Here is a 17,169-nt window from a genome sequence, read left to right on the forward strand (position 1 = left end):
ATTTCCGAAGGAGTTGGTTCTGTTCCCGCCGTTTATCAGGTTTTGAGCCTGGAACAAAAATCCAAAGTGATTTTTGTCCCAGGCTCTTTTTTTAAGAACCAGGGATATTCCGTGGTTCGTTTTTGGTTGTGACAAAGAAAAAGAACAGACTTAGTAAAATAACTAGGATGCCATCGTTAAACATCGGATTTACGAAGTTTAAAATAGCACTTAAGATGACTGGCACGGTAGCACAATACGTAATAATTTTTAAACAATCAATCAAACGTAAAGAATAAAAACGTAATTTTGAATAGAGAGATGCACCGATAGCGGCAATCAGTAAGTCTAAAACTAAACCGATTAGAACAGGGTAGATAGCCACTAAAAAGACAATGAGTTTTGTCCACCAGGGGATCGCTGCTTCACTTAGCGCAGTCTTGATACTCTGAGCGTTAACGCCATCTAAGGTTCCTTTACTATAGGGGAAGATAAATTGGTCGGTGCCTAGAATTGATTCAGTTGCGCCTGAATTTGGTAAGGCGACTACAAATTCATCTTGTAAAAAAGCCAAACCAAACGCATTACCAATTAAATCTTTTTGGACATCAGCGGCTGTACGCTTTCCATCTGGATCAAACGTAAAAATAATCGAGTCGGTTTGATAAATAAAGCCAGATTCTTTGGCCTTTGTTTGCAACGTGCCATTTTCAATAGAAAAGTTAGGCAACTTTTCTGCAATTTTTTGGCCATCTTGTTGCACCTCTTGTAGCACAGAAAAGACTTGTTTGGTAATAGGTAGTGCTAAAATAGCACTTAAAAAAACAGCATAGAGAATTACTTTCCAAAACGCCATTTTTTTCGCATGCCGTAATTCTGAAACTGAAAAAAAGGCCTGCTTAAATAATTGCAATGTATTCATTTATTTACTCCTCACATCATTCTTCTACAGGTCATTCTAGCGAATTTATGAGGGAAACACAAGGTAATCTCCCTCTTTTGTAAAACTTTTCTTTTGGCAAGCAAACTATTTTGTAGAAAGCGGTTCACTCTGTTATCATAATAGTTGTATGAAAGACGTATGTTACATACTAAAAAATAGGGGGATTTAAAAAATGACTTACACATTACCAGAATTACCATATGCTTATGATGCATTAGAACCTTACATTGACGTGGAAACAATGCACTTACACCATGATAAACACCACAACACTTATGTGACTAACTTAAACGCAGCAATTGAAAAACATCCAGAATTAGGCGAAAAATCTGTAGAAGACCTAATTTCAGATATGAATGCTATTCCTGAAGATATCCGTACTGCCGTTCGTAACAATGGTGGCGGTCACGCAAACCATACATTCTTCTGGGAAATTATGGCACCAAATGCTGGTGGACAACCAACTGGCGCTATTAAAGAAGCAATCGATGAAACATTTGGTAGCTTTGATGAAATGAAAGCTGCTTTCAAAACAGCTGCAACTGGCCGTTTTGGTTCAGGTTGGGCTTGGTTAGTTGTGAATAACGGTAAATTAGAAATCACTTCAACACCAAACCAAGATTCACCATTAATGGATGGTCAAACACCTGTTTTAGGTCTTGACGTTTGGGAACATGCGTATTACTTAAAATATAAAAACGTTCGTCCAGATTACATTGAAGCATTCTGGAACGTTGTTAACTGGGATAAAGTAAACGAACTTTTTGCAGCAGCAAAATAAGTTTGCCAATTGTGAAGGAAAGAGTCAAATGACGGCTGTCATTTGACTCTTTCCTTTTACAAATCCAGGGTCGAAATAGTTGTTCGTTTATGGCATACTAAAGTAAGTAGGGAAAGATAACGGATACATAAAGAAGGAGCTAAAAAAATGAATGTTATGATGCAAAAAGTACACGGGTCAGAAAATGATTTCTTTTTATTGGATGAAACACAGTTTGAGCGTTCTTTAACCGCTGAGGAAATTGAGCAATTGCGCATCCAGTTATGTTCGCGGGAAACAGGATTATTGGCGGGAGCAGATGGGTTACTTTTGGTAGGAGAAGGGACTCACGGCACGTCCAATGCTAGAATGCGAGTGATTAACAGCGATGGTAGTGAAGCAAGCATGTGCGGGAACGGCTTGCGTACGGTTGCCCGTTATTTAGCTGAAAAAAACCAAGAAAAATCATTTACAGTTGAAACAATGTTTGCAGATTTGAAAGTACGTCAAGCCCCCAATTTAGCTGAAGAAGTAGCGACTTACCAAGTGGAAATTTCGCCAGTAAGTTTTGAAGCAGTGACTATCCCAATGCATTTAGGGGTCCAAACATTAATTGATGAAATCGTACCAGCCTTATCTAACACCATTCGCTTTACAGCGGTAGCAGTGCCTAATCCGCACCTTGTAGCATTTGTGGATCATGAAACCTTAAATGGGCCAGAATTTGAACGAATCGCTACCTATGTAAATAATGAAAATCCATATTTTCCAGAAGGGATAAATGTGAGTTTTGTTGAAATTCTTGGCAAAAATCAACTATTTGTTCGAACGTATGAACGTGGTGTAGGTTTTACAAGTGCTTGTGGGACAGCTATGTGCGCAAGTAGTTTACTTTATACATTATTGAAAGATGGTGTTTTTTATGAAGAAATAACCGTCAAAAATGCTGGAGGTATGGTGAAAACAGTCGTCCACGAAACGTCAGATGGCAGTTATTGGATGGAATTAATTGGGAATGCCACGATTACGCATTTGATTGAAGGATCACTGACTGATTTACTAAATGGTGCATTTGAGAAAATAACTATCACTGAAACGAATGAACAGAAATATTATCAAGAATTTCTGCAAACACTTTCTCAAAAATAACAATTGTTCCTTGATAAAGCGCTCTTTTATTTTACAATTGTGTTAAGTTCTTGTTCCAAAAAATAAAAAATATTGCTTGAATAAGCAAACTATGAGAAAATAAAGGGCATGAATTAAGAATTATTCTTAGATAAACGAGGAAGTGTCTTATGAAACTATGGAAAAAAGTAGTACTGGGCTTCTTGAGCGTCTTGCTAGTGGTAGTAGCTGGGGTATGTGCTTACGGGATTAAGATGTATTCAGATGCCAATTCAACAATTAATGGGATCTATCAATCAGTTAACCGTAAGTCCAATAAAGGAGCCACGGCCAATATTGATGCGCAAGAACCATTCTCTGTTCTTTTAATGGGGATTGACACAGGCGATTTAGGCCGAACAGAGCAAGGTCGTTCAGATACTACAATGGTTGTAACCATCAACCCGAAAGAAAACAAGTCCACAATGATCAGTTTGGATAGAGATATTCTAACAGATATTGTTGGAAATGACACACAAGACAAATTGAACCATGCCTATGCATTTGGTGGCGCCGAAATGGCGATTAATACAGTCCAAGAATTACTGGATATTCCCATCCATCACTATGTATCCATCAATATGAAAGGGTTAAAAGACCTGATTGATGCGGTAGGCGGTATTGAAGTAGATAATACGATTGGTGAATTTACGTTGGACGGTATTACTGTTCCAGCAGGTAAAATCAAGTTAGATGGCACGACAGGTTTGGCTTATGCGCGGATGCGTCACGAAGATCCTGAAGGAGATGTGGGTCGTCAACGCCGCCAACGAGAAGTTGTTGAGAAAATTGTGCGCAAAGTCATGAGTTTTGACGGTGTTTCAAAATATCGAAAAATTCTTGATGCTGTTGAAGCCAATGTAAAAACAGACTTAACCTGGGATGACATGATGGACATCCAATCAAAATATTTGTCTGCCTTTAAAACAATTGACTCTGAGCAATTACAAGGATACAGTGCAACCATTGATGATATTTATTATCAAGTCCTAGATCCAAATAGCTTATACAAAACACAAACAACGCTTAGAAAACAACTTGGTTTAAAAGAACATGCTTCTGAACGTGAAAAAGATTTAGCCTTTTATAATCAGTTTAGCTATGCTGTTACAGATACTGCACTGATTGGTGAATCTGGTGATTCAAGTGCCAATAGCTCTACTAGTTCGAGTAGCACAGCGGACACCACAGCCGGACAAACAGAATACAACGGCAATACGCAACAAGCAGCAGAAGGAGCCTACGATCCGAATACGTACGTTGACCCAAATGCGTACACAGATCCAAACGCTTATGCTGATCCAAATACGTATGTGGATCCCAACGCACCACAATATTAATCTGTTAAACAAGCTCGAAAACTTCTATTTCTGATGGGAAATAGAAGTTTTTTTCTTTTATTCTAGAAATTTTTTTCAGAAGGTGTTATAATTGGACTATACCAAAATAAACCGTAAGGAGCGTGTCAAAATGCAAATTATCCGTGTAGCAAATGCAGAAGAAGGCGGCAAAAAAGCGTTTGAATTAATTAAAGAAGGTATGAACAATGGTGCGAAAGTTTTAGGCTTAGCAACAGGTAGTACACCAGAAACATTATATAAAGAAATGACTGCAAGTGATGTCGACTTTACAGAAATGACTTCTGTAAACTTAGATGAATATGTTGGTTTAGGTGGCGAAGATGAGCAAAGTTACCGTTATTTCATGAACAAACACTTATTCGACAAAAAACCATTTAAAGAAACATTTGTACCAAATGGTAAAGCAGAAGATTTAGATGCTGCTTCCGCAGAATATGAAAAAATTATCGATGCACATCCAGTAGATATCCAAATCTTAGGTATTGGTCAAAATGGACACATTGGTTTCAACGAACCAGGCACACCTCTAGATAGCTTAACACATGTCGTTGAGTTGACTGAATCAACAATCAACGCAAACAAACGTTATTTTGACAAAGTAGAAGATGTCCCAACACGTGCTGTTTCTATGGGGATTGGCTCAATCATGAAAGGTAAAAAAATGATTTTAATGGCTTATGGCGAAGCAAAAGCAGAGGCCATTAAAGGAATGATTGACGGACCAGTAACAACAGACATGCCAGCAAGTGCATTACAAAACCATCAAGATGTTGTTGTAATCATTGATGATGCAGCTGCAAGTAAATTATAATCGTTGATGAAAAAGAACTTGAAACATAAGGATTTCCTTATGTTTCAAGTTCTTTTTTTGTTATACTGGAAGTAATAGAAGAAGAGGTGAAAAGGATGTTACAGCTAACAATTCCAGAAATTATTTTACGGTTAGTCCTAGCGATGGTGATGGGTGGCGCAATTGGTTTTGAAAGACAATATAAGAATCGCCCAGCAGGGATGCGCACTCACATTTTAGTTTGTATGGGCGCGGCTATTATTGCGTTAATTCAGTCGCAAATTGCAATCAATGCATTGAAAGATGCGTTAGCTAATCCGGCTTTGACGGGGGTCATTCGTTCAGATCAAGCAAGGTTGATCGCACAAGTTGTAAGTGGAATCGGCTTTTTAGGTGCTGGAACCATCATTGTAACGAAACAAAGTGTCACCGGATTGACCACAGCAGCGTCACTATGGACCGTTGCTGGTTTAGGGATCGCGGTGGGCATGGGCTACTATACGATTGCCTTAACAAGTTTTATCGGTGTATTATTTGCCTTAACCATTGTCAAACGAATTATTCACGTACCAACAATCAAAAAATTAGAAATTCGCTATCAACATAAACAAGAAACCAAAGAATTTATTAATCAGTATTTTGAAGAAAAACATATTGAAATTTATGATGTGAATTTCAATGTTTCTTGGGTAGATGATACAAAAATCTATACGAATATCTATACTATTGATTTGCCTAAAGGCCTAACGTATGCCGATGTTATCGAAGATCTATCTGTTTCAAATAATGTAACAAAATTACGATTGATTAATGTGTAGGAATTAAAAAATATCTCATGAAATGGATGCTTTTAGCGTTTGGTTTTATAGGGATAATGAAAATAGAGAGGGATGTAGGATGAAAAATAATCAAGAAAAAGCTAAGGAGAAAATGAATATCTCTAATTCTTCTTTTGATAAAATGAATACAAAAGTAGATCCTTCGCAAAATGGTTCACCCCTTCCATTTCAAGTGGGAGATTTTGCTTCTACCAGATTTGAAAAAGGAGAAGAAAAATCTAGCCGAGAAATACTTCAATTTTATTTGGTGGGCATTATTTTATCTCTTATTGGGTATCTAGGGTTAATAAAAATTCCCGTATTTAAGAATGTTTTGGAAAATACTATCGGTTCTTTTGTTATTTTAGCCTGCATCATAATTTTTAGCTTTATTTTCTCCAAAATTATCCAGGTTGCTTTTAAAAGAAAAAAGTAAGCCATTTTGCATAAGCTAATTGTTATCCTGTTTATCAGGGGCAATGAGAAAAGAAATTACTTATAAGTTAGAGTAGGGTACATAATAAAATGGTTTCATACTCTAATTTATATATATCTTTTACTTAGGGAGGTGAAAAGTATGTTTGGTTGGATTAGTTCTTGGTTCGGTGGCGGCTCATTCGGCGGTGGCGGTGCCTCAGGAAGTTGGTAAAATAAAAAGCTAGAAACGTTGATCGTTTCTAGCTTTTTGCTATTTATCTAAACCGTAAAGATAGTCATCATCTTTCATGGCTTCAACTGTTCCTAGTAAATAGCCATTTCCTACTTGGGAGAAGAAGTCATGGTTGCTAGTTCCTGTCGAAATACCATTCATTACAATCGGGTTCACATCATTGGCTGTATCCGCAAATAAGGGATCCATACCTAAGTTCATTAAAGCTTTGTTGGCGTTGTAACGTAAAAAGGTTTTTACTTCTTCGGTCCAACCTAAGTCATCATATAATTCTTCTGTATAACGTTCTTCGTTTTCGTACAATTCGTAAAGTAAATTATACATCCAGTCTTTTAGTTTATCTTGCTCATCTTCTGGTAATTCATTAAATCCTAATTGGAATTTATAGCCAATATACGTGCCGTGCACTGATTCATCACGGATAATCAATTTAATAATTTCAGCGACGTTCGCTAGTTTATTGTTTCCTAAATAGTAAAGAGGAGTGTAAAACCCAGAATAGAATAAAAACGTTTCTAAAAATACACTAGCAATTTTTTTCTCTAACGGAGTACCGTTTTTATAAATTTCGTTAATCCGTTCTGCTTTATATTGCAGATGTTTGTTGGTATTTGTCCACTCAAAAATATCATCAATCTCTTTTTTTGTATTTAATGTACTGAAGATAGAAGAATAACTTTTGGCATGGACAGATTCCATGAATTGGATGTTATTTAAGACGGCTTCTTCATGGGGCGTCCGCACATCATTTCTCAGTTGATCCATGCCGCTTTCTGATTGAACAGTATCTAATAAAGTTAAACCGCCGAAAACGTAGCCGACAGTAGTTTTTTCTAAATCGGAAAGAGTCCGCCAATCATCTAAGTCATTGGATAACGGAATCCGTGTATCTAACCAAAATTGTTCGGTTAATTTTTCCCAAGTGGATTTATCAATGACGTCTTCAATGGCGTTCCAGTTAATTGCTTCATAATACGTTGCCATGGTTATTCCTCCTGTATGCTGGGACAGCAGTCTGTTTGACTAGTTGTCTCGTTTCTTCGCTTAAAACGTTCTACAGAGTCCAAATAGGAGCGTGCAGCCGTTCTTCTTTGTCCAGTATATCTGAAAATGTCCTGTTTAAAAAGAGAACATTCCTAAAAAATAAGACGCTCAAGCAGAACGCCTTATTTAAGTGCTTTTCATTAAATCACGCAAGACTCACATTGATTGCTGCCAATTTCTTCAGCATCATCTGTAAATGTACGAATATAGTAAATTGATTTAATCCCTTTGTTGAACGCATAATGACGTAAAATGTTTAAGTCACGGGTTGTTTGTTTTGGTGTTTCTTTCCATTCATACAAGCCTTCAGGGATTTCTGAACGCATAAACAAGGTTAAACTCATTCCTTGATCAACGTGTTGTTGCGCTGTTGCGTAGACATCAATCACTTTGCGCATATCCATGTCGTAAGCAGAAGTATAGTAAGGGATTGTATCATTAGCTAAATAAGGCGCTGGATAGTAAATCTTACCAATTTTCTTCTCTTGACGTTCTTCAATCATACGAGTAATTGGATGAATGCTGGCACTAGTATCATTAATATATGAAATTGAACCATTTGGCGCTACGGCTAAACGATTTTGATGATAAAGACCATCTTTTTTCACAGCATCGCGTAACGCAGCCCAATCTTCAGCTGTTGGAATCTGAATGTCTTTAAAAATTTCTTTCACTTTATCAAATTTTGGTGTAAAGTTGCCTTCAATATATTTATCGAAGTAAGCACCAGAAGCATAATCTGATTTTTCAAAATTATGGAAGACTTGGTTACGTTCTTTCGCAATTTGGTTACTTTCCATTAAAGTCCAGTAATTTAATAACATGAAATAAATGTCTGTAAAGTCTAATGATTCTTCAGAGCCGTATTCCATATGATTTTTAGCGAAGAAGGTGTGTAAGCCCATTGCGCCTAGTCCGATTGTATGGCTTAAACGATTTCCATTTTGGATAGTTGGCACGACATCAATTTCAGAAGCATCTGTTACAAAAGTTAACGCACGCGTCATAGCGCGGACAGATTTTCCAAAGTCAGGACTTTCCATTAAATTAACAATGTTAGTTGAACCTAAGTTACAACTAATATCTGTTCCTAAAACTTCATATTCTTGTTTCCCATTAATAACAGAAGGCGTTTGAACTTGAAGAATTTCAGAACATAAGTTACTCATGATAATCTTGCCATCAATCGGATTGTTTTTGTTAGCAGTATCAATATTGATGATATAAGGATAGCCAGATTCTTGTTGTAATTTAGAAATTTCATTTTCTAAGTCACGGGCTTTAATTTTACGTTTACGTATGTTTGGATTGGCCACTAGGTTATCATATTCTTTGGTAATATCTACATAGGAATAAGGCACACCATATTCACGTTCCACACTATAAGGACTAAATAAATACATATCTTCGTTGTTACGTGTTAATTCGTAAAATTTATCTGGAACAATAACACCAAGAGACAACGTTTTTACACGGATTTTTTCATCAGCGTTTTCTTTTTTAGCAGATAAGAACATTTCAATATCTGGATGGAAGACGTTTAGATAAACCACACCAGCACCTTGACGTTGACCTAATTGGTTAGAGTAGCTAAAGCTATCTTCAAATAATTTCATAACAGGGACAACACCACTTGCTGCGCCATCATAACCTTTGATTGGTGCGCCCGCTTCACGTAAGTTTGAAAGAATAATTCCTACGCCGCCGCCGATTCGTGATAATTGAAGGGCAGAATTAATTGAACGCCCAATGCTGTTCATATCATCTGTTACTTGAACTAAGAAACAAGAAACCAATTCACCTCGACGTTTACGCCCAGCGTTTAAGAAAGAAGGTGTGGCTGGTTGATACCGTTGATGGATCATTTCATCCGCCAATGTTAAAGCCAACTCTTCATCGCCATCCGCAAAATACAAGGCATTAAAGGCAACCCGATCTTCATATGTTTCTAAATACTCTGTTCCGGCGTTGTTCTTTAAAGCGTATTGAGAATAAAATTTATAAGCCGCCATGAAAGACTTGAATTGGAAATGTTGTTCATCTAAGAAAGCATATAATTTTTCAATAAAGTCCATTGAATATTTTTCGATGAATTCAGTTTCAATAAAATCTTCTTTCATTAAAAAGTTGATTTTTTCTTCAGCAGAGCTGAATTTACGTGTATTCGGTTCTACATTTTCTTTAAAGAAGGCTGCGAGTGCTTCTTTATCTTTATTTAAAGGGATTTGACCATCAACAGGACGGTTAATCTCGTTATTCAGTTTGAAATAGCTGACATCTTTAATTTCTTTTAGACTCAATTTCTTCCACTACTTTCTTAAAGGTCTCCACGTCTTCGTCTGTTCCGCTAAACTCAAAGGAGTATAGAAGCGGAACGTGGTAATCGCGGGCAATATCTTTGGCGGTATAGACAAATAATTCAGCAAAATTACGGTTGCCCCCACCAGCTACACCAACTAACAGTTCTTGATTACTTTTATAATCAAGAAAGTCATTCACTACCTCTGTAATTTCTGCATCATAGGTAGGAATGACAAGAATAAAAGGCTCATTTATTTCAAAAAAAGGATTCGCTGGCTCAAGTTCATAAGCAGGCAAATCCAATTTTTTAATAAAGCGCCTTGTTTGACCGGTGACTGAAAAATAAACAAGTTTCATCTTAGCTAGCCAATTGTTTTAATTGGTCTGGACGGAAGCCAACAACGGTTGTTGCTTCAGATGTGATTACCGGTACGCTTTGGAACCCTTGTTCTTTTAACCAGTCGATAGCATCTGGTTGTGCGTCGATATTGATTTCTTCAAAAGCGATGTTATTTTCACTTAGGAAACGTTTCGCCATTTTACATTGGATACAGTTATTTTTTGAAAAGATTTTTACGTTCATTGAAAGTTCCTCCTCTTTTTTTCTACATAGACTAGTATAAATCTATGTAGAAAAAAGTCAACACTTTAACACTATATATTGTGGTGCGTTTTTCTCATAATACTAGTTTTTGTGTTTTTGAAAGAAAAATGAAAACACGTGAATCCTCGTTTTTAGGAGAAAAAACACATTGGTCAGTGTTTGACAAACAAAAAAATTAAAATTTTGAAAGAGAACATTTAGTGAAAAAACACTAAATATTGTGTTGACATTTGAGTTAGGCACAAGAAGAAAAAATAAGCGGATTTGTTATTGAATGAGTGGAATTTTATAGTAGCTAGTAACATAAAAAACAAGAGCTGACTTTTTTCAAAAATAGTAACCTGAAAAAAGTGTCTCTATATAGAAGGAAAATAGAAGAAAACAGGAGATACATCCAGAAATTCATTGACTTTCCGTGTAAGCAAGCGTATTCTTTTAATTGAGAACGATTCTCATTTTCGTTTGAAACTTTTTCACATGGAGGAAAGTAAATGATTACGTTAGCGCAGGCAGAAGTTGGGAAAGTCTATACAGTCGAAAGCGTCCAAGCAGATATTCAGACAAAGAAACATCTGAACAATTTAGGTGTCGTTGCAGGCCAAGCAGTTGTCCTTGTCAATTATCAGAATCAAAATGGTATTGTTTTATTACATAATAGTCGAATTGCGCTGACAGATACGATTTTACAAGCGATTCATGTGGAGGAGCGCTCGGCGAATGAGAAAGTTTGGGTCTCCTTAGATACCTTGAAAGTTGGAGAACGCGCTACAATAGTAGGTATCCACGGACAAGGAGCGGTGAAACGTCGGTTGATGGACATGGGCTTAACAAAAGGAACAGTAATTTTTATTCGTAAAGTAGCTCCTTTAGCTGATCCAATTGAAATCAATGTACGTGGCTACGAACTAACGTTACGAAAAAGTGAAGCGGAACTAATCTTGGTTGAAAAGGAGGAAAGCGAATGACTCAGCAAATTGCACTAGCCGGCAACCCTAATAGCGGTAAAACGACAACGTTCAATATGTTAACAGGAGCCAACCAATATGTTGGAAACTGGCCAGGGGTGACTGTGGAACGCAAAGAGGGGGTGGCAAAGAAAGATAAGACACTCATTATTCAAGATTTGCCAGGGATTTACTCTCTTTCTCCTTATACGCCTGAAGAAATTGTGGCACGAGATTATCTTTTGGAGGACCAACCTTCAGTGATTTTGAATATTCTCGATGTGACCAATTTGGAACGGAATCTTTATTTAACAACACAATTAATTGAAACTGGATTACCGGTTGTTTGTGCGTTAAATATGATGGATTTGTTGGAAAAAAACGGCCAAACATTGAATAGTGAAAAGTTAAGTTATGGCTTAGGCGTGCCTGTCGTTGAGATTAGTGCTTTGAAGAATCGTGGGTTGGATCATGCTTTAAAACAAAGTAAGCAGCGAGCGAATGCCATAGAGACAGAGGTTATTTATCCTTCTTATGATAATCGCTTAGAAGCAGCACTTGCTGAAATTGTTGATATTTTAGGGAATACTGTTCCTGAAACGCAACAGCGTTGGTATAGTTTAAAACTTTTTGAACGAGATGTTCGAACCAAAGAGCAATTATTATTGAGTTCTTTTCAAGAAAAAGAAATTGAAGAAGTCATTCAAATTACTGAAAAAATCTTTCAAGATGAAAGTGAAGCGATTATCATTAATGAACGCTATGCCTTTATTGCTCGATTAATTGCTTTGTGTGCGACGAAAAAAACAGAAATGACATTTACTCACAGTGATAAGATTGACCGAGTGGTAACCAATCGGTGGTTGGCGTTGCCAATCTTTGCGTTTGTGATGTGGTTGGTCTATTACTTATCTATTCAAACGGTTGGTACAATGGGGACAGACTGGTTAAACGATGTCTTTTTCGGGGAATGGGTTCCTCAATTTGTGGGAAATTGGTTGGCGCAATGGCAAGTAGCGCCATGGATGCAAAGTTTAATTTTAGATGGGGTCATTGCAGGTGTTGGGGCTGTGTTAGGCTTTTTACCACAACTGGCCGTCCTGTTTTTATGTTTAGGTTTTTTAGAAGATTGTGGCTATATGGCACGGATTGCCTTTGTCATGGATCGCTTGTTTCGGAAATTCGGCCTATCTGGTAAGTCGTTTATTCCAATGTTAATTGCGACAGGTTGTGGGGTCCCAGGCGTGATGGCTAGTCGAACGATTGAAAACGAACGCGATCGGCGAATGACTATTATGGTCACGACTTTTATGCCATGTTCGGCGAAGTTGCCAATTATCGCTCTGATTGCAGGTGCATTTTTTCCTAACCAAAGTTGGGTCTCGCCCTCTGCTTATTTCTTAGGGGTTGCTTCCATTGTGTTGTCAGGGATTGCTTTAAAAAAGACCAAGCATTTTTCGGGAGATCCAGCACCATTTATTATGGAACTTCCCGCCTATCATTTGCCACAGCTTAGAAGTGTGGTTCGGCATGCCTATGAACGATGTCGCTCATTTGTAAAAAAAGCAGGAACGATTATTTTTGTTTCCAGTATTCTCATTTGGTTCATGTCACATTATTCTGTGACGTTTCAACCCGTTCCAGAAAGTCAAAGTATTCTAGCATTTCTAGGTAAAGGGTTGGCGGTGCTATTTATCCCATTAGGTTGGGGTAATTGGCAAGGGGCAGTTGCCACAATTACAGGATTGATAGCGAAAGAAAATATTATTGGTACCTTAGGCATTTTATTTGGCAATGTGAAAGATGTTTCTGAAAACGGGGTAGAAGTCTGGGGCGCACTGCAACACACCTTTACGCCAGTCGCGGCCTATTCGTTCTTAACTTTTAACTTATTATGTGCACCTTGTTTTGCTGCAATTGGCGCAATTCGTCGTGAAATGGGAGACCTCAAATGGACATTAGGAGCCATTGGTTATCAATGCGGTTTGGCTTATATGGTTAGTTTTGTGATTTATCAATTGGGCCATGTGTTAGTCGAAAAAGGCACACTAACTCTGGGGACTTTTTTAGCGATGGGTGTTGTTTTAGCTGGATTTTATTTCCTTATAAGAAAACCAAAGCCAGGCAAAGAAAGTGTCCAAGCAATCACTTCTTTAGAAAGAGGGTAATAACGGATGGCAACAATTATTTTATCCATTTTAATTTTTGGAACAGCAGGAATCATCACCTATCGACGAATCAAAAAAGGGGAAAGTTGTGAAGATTGTCAAACAGCTTGTCCTGTAAAAAAAGAACAATCTTCACAAGAATAACAACTGAAAAAAATTCCCTCTTGTATAAATAATAGCGGAGTGCTACAATATTGAGGTAGCTGAAAAGCTATTTTATACAACGGGGGCATAGCTCAGTTGGTTAGAGCATCTGACTCTTAATCAGAGGGTCTAGGGTTCGAATCCCTATGCCCCCATTGGGTGCCAAACCCACGAGAACGGTATTCTGTCGGCGTCTTAGGACGTTTCGAAGACGGAGTACGCGTTCTCTTTTTTTACATAAAATGTCGTGTGTCGTGAGAGATACACTAGTTAAATCGTTTAAAGAATGCTACGCTTAGAAGAGCGAGAAAGTACGTTATATAAAAAAAGTTAAAAATTTTTCAGGCTAAAAAAGCGAATTTAACAAAAAGCGCACTTTTTGGTTCCTATGAAACGAAAAAGTACGTACTATACAGCATGTACGGCACGGTATATGATGATATCAGAAAACGTTAAAGGAGCGAATCAAATGATTACATCACTAGCAGATACAGTAACATTAAACAACGGCACTAAAATTCCAGGAATGGGTCTCGGGGTATTCCAAATACCAGATGAAGAGACAGCAAAAGTGGTCGAAGAAGGGATTATCAATGGTTATCGTTTAATCGATACAGCGCAAATCTATGGCAATGAATCTGGCACAGGAGTGGGAATTAAAGCAGGCTTAGCGGCAACTGGTTTGAACCGTGAGGACTTATTTGTTACCTCGAAAGTTTGGAACGCGCATATTTCCTATGATGAAACAATTCAAGCTTTCAATGATAGTTTGGAACGTTTAGGTTTAGATTATTTAGATTTGTATTTAATTCATTGGCCAGGAAATAATTCTTACAAAGAATCATGGCAAGCTTTAGAAACTTTATACGCCGAAGGAAAAGTGAAAGCAATTGGTGTCAGCAACTTCCAAGTTCATCATTTAGAAGATTTACTTTCTTATGCAAAAGTTGTTCCGGTAATTAACCAAGTGGAACTACATCCAAAATTGGATCAAAAAGAAGTGCGTAATTTCTGTGAAAAACATGATATCAAAGTCCAAGCTTGGTCACCATTGATGCAAGGCCAATTATTATCTAATGAAACCATTTTGGCGATTGCTGAGAACCATAATAAATCAGCAGCCCAAGTGATTTTACGTTGGGATATTCAACAAGATATCTTATTAGCCGTGAAATCTGTCCACAAAGAACGGATGATTAGCAATGCAGCGGTCTTTGATTTTGAACTAAGTGCAGAAGAAATGGCACAAATCAACCAATTGAATGAATCGTTACGTGTGGGACCAGATCCAGACACGTTTGATTTCTAAAAATTAACTAGGAGGAGATACAATGAGTGAAGCAGTTAAAGGTTTTTCAGTAGTCAACCACGTGGGGATTACAGTCAGTAATTTGGATGAATCAGTGAAGTTTTATGAAGCATTAACAGGAACAAAAATCGCAAATCGTGATGAAATTGGTGGAAAACGGATGGCCCAAACACAAGGGTTAGATGATACATTAATCAAGTATGCCAATGTGCATCTAGAAAACATCAATATTGATTTATTAGAATATGTTAAACCAAAATCAGAAAAAGCTTCTTATTCCAACGAACAAATTAGTGCAATGCATATGTGTTTCGAAGTGGAAGATATTGATGCAGCTGTTGCACGTTTAAGAGCGATTGGCGTAGAACCTGATGGAGAGCCGATTACATTCCAAGAAGAAGATGGCTTGAAGAGCGGTTTTGGTACAGGGGTTGCTTACTTTACCGATCCAGATGGTACAAATTTAGAATTGATTGCTCCTAAAGGTCCATTTACACGAAATTAAGTTAAAAGACTTTCAAACAAACATCAAAAAGACCCCCTCATTCTAGTTACTGGTACTAGAATGAGGGGGTCTTTTTATTTTTTGAGACAGAAGCAGCTAAAGAAAAGATATTCCAAATCCGTAATTGATGGTATACTAAAACGTAACAAATAAAGGAGGAAGACAATTGATTCTTAGCGTCTTAACAGTTATTTATTTTATTAATGCAATTATTGCGGGAATTACCATTTTGTTAAAACCTCGAGATGTAGCAGCAATTTGGGCATGGCTACTCGTACTGATTGCTCTACCCGTTTTTGGTTTTTTCTTATATTTATTCTTTGGTCGCGGTTTAACCGACAAAAAGAAATTTTATTTGCAACAAAGTGATTTGCGGGAATTAGAGAATTTTCAGAATTTCCAAGAAGAAAGTTTTGAACTTTATAGTCAAAAGATGCCGATGGAGGAGCAACAACAGTTTACAGACTTTTTTTCCTCGTTAAATAGGATGCCCCTGACTAAGAAAAATGATGTTGAAATTTTTACGGATGGTACGGAAAAATTCAATGCGTTGATGGCGGACATAAAAAAAGCTCAGCATTCCATTCATATTGAATATTATGCCTTTGTAACGGATCATATCGGCACCAAAATTTTGAACTTATTAGAAGAAAAGGCGGCTGAAGGGGTTGAAGTGCGGTTGCTTTACGATGCCTTTGGCTCAAAGGGCACCAAGGTTCATCATTTGAATGAATTGAAAAAAAACGGTGGTTTTGTCCAAACGTTTATTACTTCTCAAAAAGCACTTTTGAAGTTTCGTTTGAATTATCATGATCACCGGAAAATTGTTGTTATTGACGGAAAAGTAGGCTACATTGGCGGCTTTAATGTTGCCGATCAATATGCCGGAACGACTAAAAAGTTTGGCTATTGGCGGGATACACATTTACGGATTCAAGGGCCAGCAGCCTCATTACTGCAAATGCGTTTTTTAATGGATTGGAACGTCTCTTCCCCCGAGAAAAATCGTGTGGCGTATCAATTGGATTATTTCTTTAAACTTGAAGCGTTGGTGCCAGAGGCAAATACATCCATTCAGATGATTGCCAGTGGTCCTAATAGTGACCGTGAACAAATTAAATTGGCCTTTATTAAATTGATTACTTCTGCCAAGAAAAGAGTCTGGATTCAAACGCCGTATTTAGTTCCTGATGATAGTGTCTTGGCTGCTTTAAAGGTTGCTGCGGCTTCAGGAGTAGATGTTAAAATTATGATTCCAGATAAGCCCGACCATCCGTTTATTTATCGAGCAACACAGTATTACGGCCGCTTATTGATGAAAGAAAATATTGAAATTTTAATTTATAACGGTGGTTTCTTACATGCGAAAACAATGATTATGGATGATGAAGTCTGCACAGTTGGTTCAGCCAATCAAGATATCCGAAGTTACAAATTAAACTTTGAAGCAAATGCTGTGTTATATGATAAAAAAATCATTGATCAATTAGAAGCAATTTTCTTAGAAGATCGAAAAAAATGTACAACAATGACTCCAGAAGTTGTTCGCGACATGTCAAAATGGTTGATTTTTAAACAGCAAATTTCACGATTATTTTCACCAATTCTTTAAAACTGTTTTTCACAAAATGACGAACTTCTGATCCGAAGTTCGTCATTTTT

The 17,169-nt window shown here is 37.3% G+C and carries 17 protein-coding genes and 1 tRNA gene; 13 read left to right on the plus strand and 5 right to left on the minus strand.

Features of this window, described 5'->3' with window-relative positions:
- Positions 1-91: 91 nt before the first annotated feature.
- On the minus strand, positions 92-901 hold the full coding sequence (locus IGM04_RS01795; protein ID WP_016632876.1) for a DUF1189 domain-containing protein: 810 nt from the start codon (positions 899-901) through the stop codon (positions 92-94).
- A 193-nt stretch (positions 902-1,094) separates the two neighbouring features.
- Here IGM04_RS01795 and IGM04_RS01800 point away from each other — a divergent pair, with 193 nt between their 5' ends.
- The 6 genes from IGM04_RS01800 (at position 1,095) to IGM04_RS01825 (ending at position 6,254) form a co-directional block, all read left to right on the plus strand.
- Positions 1,095-1,703, plus strand: coding sequence for a superoxide dismutase (locus IGM04_RS01800; protein WP_002361201.1), 609 nt, complete (start codon positions 1,095-1,097; stop codon positions 1,701-1,703).
- Positions 1,704-1,850: 147 nt separating this feature from the next.
- Positions 1,851-2,831: a diaminopimelate epimerase gene (dapF, locus tag IGM04_RS01805; protein WP_086317624.1), complete on the plus strand. Its 981-nt coding sequence runs from the start codon at positions 1,851-1,853 to the stop codon at positions 2,829-2,831.
- A 149-nt stretch (positions 2,832-2,980) separates the two neighbouring features.
- Positions 2,981-4,189 (plus strand): LCP family glycopolymer transferase, encoded by a 1,209-nt coding sequence (locus IGM04_RS01810; RefSeq protein ID WP_002390468.1) that lies wholly within the window; start codon positions 2,981-2,983, stop codon positions 4,187-4,189.
- 130 nt (positions 4,190-4,319) lie between these two features.
- Positions 4,320-5,021: a glucosamine-6-phosphate deaminase gene (gene nagB, locus IGM04_RS01815; protein WP_002355352.1), complete on the plus strand. Its 702-nt coding sequence runs from the start codon at positions 4,320-4,322 to the stop codon at positions 5,019-5,021.
- A 95-nt stretch (positions 5,022-5,116) separates the two neighbouring features.
- Complete coding sequence (locus IGM04_RS01820) at positions 5,117-5,818, plus strand: MgtC/SapB family protein (RefSeq protein ID WP_002355354.1); 702 nt, start codon at positions 5,117-5,119, stop codon at positions 5,816-5,818.
- A 79-nt stretch (positions 5,819-5,897) separates the two neighbouring features.
- The gene (locus IGM04_RS01825) at positions 5,898-6,254 is read left to right on the plus strand and encodes a cation:proton antiporter (protein ID WP_256924890.1); all 357 of its coding nucleotides are present in this window, start codon (positions 5,898-5,900) and stop codon (positions 6,252-6,254) included.
- A gap of 252 nt (positions 6,255-6,506) precedes the next feature.
- Here the strand turns inward: IGM04_RS01825 and nrdF are convergent, their stop codons facing one another.
- The 4 genes from nrdF to IGM04_RS01845 all read right to left on the minus strand — a co-directional run bounded on the left by nrdF (position 6,507) and on the right by IGM04_RS01845 (position 10,416).
- Positions 6,507-7,472 carry a class 1b ribonucleoside-diphosphate reductase subunit beta gene (gene nrdF, locus IGM04_RS01830; protein WP_002355357.1) on the minus strand — a complete coding sequence of 322 codons (966 nt, stop codon included), beginning with the start codon at positions 7,470-7,472 and terminating at the stop codon, positions 6,507-6,509.
- A gap of 200 nt (positions 7,473-7,672) precedes the next feature.
- The gene (nrdE, locus tag IGM04_RS01835) at positions 7,673-9,832 is read right to left on the minus strand and encodes a class 1b ribonucleoside-diphosphate reductase subunit alpha (protein ID WP_086317626.1); all 2,160 of its coding nucleotides are present in this window, start codon (positions 9,830-9,832) and stop codon (positions 7,673-7,675) included.
- The gene (nrdI, locus tag IGM04_RS01840; protein WP_002355359.1) at positions 9,813-10,190 is read right to left on the minus strand and encodes a class Ib ribonucleoside-diphosphate reductase assembly flavoprotein NrdI; all 378 of its coding nucleotides are present in this window, start codon (positions 10,188-10,190) and stop codon (positions 9,813-9,815) included. The genes nrdE and nrdI overlap by 20 nt, the downstream gene beginning before the upstream one ends.
- Before the next feature lies 1 nt (position 10,191).
- Entirely contained in the window at positions 10,192-10,416 is a 225-nt protein-coding gene (locus tag IGM04_RS01845; RefSeq protein WP_002355360.1) for a redoxin NrdH, read from the minus strand.
- A 512-nt stretch (positions 10,417-10,928) separates the two neighbouring features.
- Between IGM04_RS01845 and IGM04_RS01850 the strand changes: the two genes are divergently transcribed.
- The 7 genes from IGM04_RS01850 (at position 10,929) to cls (ending at position 17,119) form a co-directional block, all read left to right on the plus strand.
- Positions 10,929-11,402: a ferrous iron transport protein A gene (locus IGM04_RS01850; protein WP_002387693.1), complete on the plus strand. Its 474-nt coding sequence runs from the start codon at positions 10,929-10,931 to the stop codon at positions 11,400-11,402.
- The gene (feoB, locus tag IGM04_RS01855) at positions 11,399-13,549 is read left to right on the plus strand and encodes a ferrous iron transport protein B (protein WP_086317627.1); all 2,151 of its coding nucleotides are present in this window, start codon (positions 11,399-11,401) and stop codon (positions 13,547-13,549) included. Before IGM04_RS01850 ends, feoB begins: the two co-directional genes overlap by 4 nt.
- A 6-nt stretch (positions 13,550-13,555) precedes the next feature.
- Positions 13,556-13,693 carry a hypothetical protein gene (locus tag IGM04_RS01860; protein ID WP_002355364.1) on the plus strand — a complete coding sequence of 46 codons (138 nt, stop codon included), beginning with the start codon at positions 13,556-13,558 and terminating at the stop codon, positions 13,691-13,693.
- A gap of 81 nt (positions 13,694-13,774) precedes the next feature.
- Positions 13,775-13,848 (plus strand) — tRNA-Lys (locus tag IGM04_RS01865).
- A 278-nt stretch (positions 13,849-14,126) separates the two neighbouring features.
- A complete protein-coding gene (locus IGM04_RS01870) occupies positions 14,127-15,002 on the plus strand; it encodes an aldo/keto reductase (RefSeq protein WP_306297580.1) in 876 nt (291 codons plus the stop codon).
- Between the two features lie 22 nt (positions 15,003-15,024).
- On the plus strand, positions 15,025-15,507 hold the full coding sequence (locus IGM04_RS01875; RefSeq protein ID WP_002355441.1) for a VOC family protein: 483 nt from the start codon (positions 15,025-15,027) through the stop codon (positions 15,505-15,507).
- Between the two features lie 166 nt (positions 15,508-15,673).
- A complete protein-coding gene (gene cls, locus IGM04_RS01880) occupies positions 15,674-17,119 on the plus strand; it encodes a cardiolipin synthase (RefSeq protein WP_086317629.1) in 1,446 nt (481 codons plus the stop codon).
- Positions 17,120-17,169 lie beyond the last annotated feature (50 nt).

Source organism: Enterococcus sp. DIV2385 (assembly GCF_051711925.1).
GTDB lineage: Bacteria > Bacillota > Bacilli > Lactobacillales > Enterococcaceae > Enterococcus > Enterococcus faecalis.